Here is a 1,021-nt window from a genome sequence, read left to right on the forward strand (position 1 = left end):
ATCGGGCGGCTCAGTTCCCGCTGGCGTGCCGCTTCCTTACGCTGTGCTTCTTTGTCCAGTCTGGAAATGGTTGCTTTGACTTCGACCTGAGATTTCACCGGCTCGGCTGGCTTCTGCCCGTTTTTGATCATCTCAATGCGGGCCTGACGTAACCAGTCGGCATAAGCGGTCAGATCACCGTCAAATTCACGGCATTGACCATTATGTACCAGCAGCAATTCATCACAGACACTGGCAATCAGCTGGCGCTCATGCGATACCAGCACCACAGCACCTTCAAAATCCTGCAAGGCCATGGTCAATGCATGACGCATATCCAGATCTAAATGGTTGGTCGGCTCATCCAGAATCAACACGTTTGGACGCTGCCAGACAATCAATGCCAGAGCCAGACGGGCACGTTCACCGCCTGAGAAACTTTCACTTGGCGTATCCATGCGTTCGCCGCTAAAACCAAAACTGCCCAGGAAAGAACGCAGGCTGGCTTCACTGATTTTTTTATCGGCAATACGGGCCAGCTGTAACATCGGGCTGGCATTGCCATCCAGTGCATCCATTTGGTGTTGGGCAAAGTAGCCAATATTGAGCAGTTCTGAATCTTTACGCAGACCCTGAAGCAATTTTAAATCACCGACCAGCGATTTAATCAGGGTGGATTTACCGGCACCATTCATCCCGAGCAAACCAATCCGGCTGCTTGGCGTGATCTGTAAATTGACATTGGTGACAATCAGCTTGTCACCATAACCAATATCGGCATGTTCCAGTTGCAATAAAGGCGAACTCATTTTGGTCGGTTCACGGAAACTGAAGGTAAATGGTGTATCAACATGGGCAGCAGACAGTTCCTGCATACGCTCCAGCTGTTTGATCCGGCTCTGTGCCTGCTTGGCTTTGGTGGCTTTCGCTTTAAAACGGTCAATATATTTTTGCAGATGTGCGCGGGTTTCCAGCTGCTTTTCATAAGCCTGTTGCTGCTGCGCCAGACGTTCACTGCGGGTGCGCTCGAAGGTCGAGTAGT

1 protein-coding gene is annotated in these 1,021 nt (G+C 50.7%); it reads right to left on the bottom strand.

The annotated features are described in order from the left end of the window. On the bottom strand, positions 1-1,021 hold a 1,021-nt coding region (locus FTV43_RS15850), incomplete at both ends, for an ATP-binding cassette domain-containing protein (RefSeq protein WP_179995874.1).

This window comes from Acinetobacter sp. YH16053 (assembly GCF_013417035.1).
Taxonomy (GTDB): domain Bacteria; phylum Pseudomonadota; class Gammaproteobacteria; order Pseudomonadales; family Moraxellaceae; genus Acinetobacter; species Acinetobacter towneri.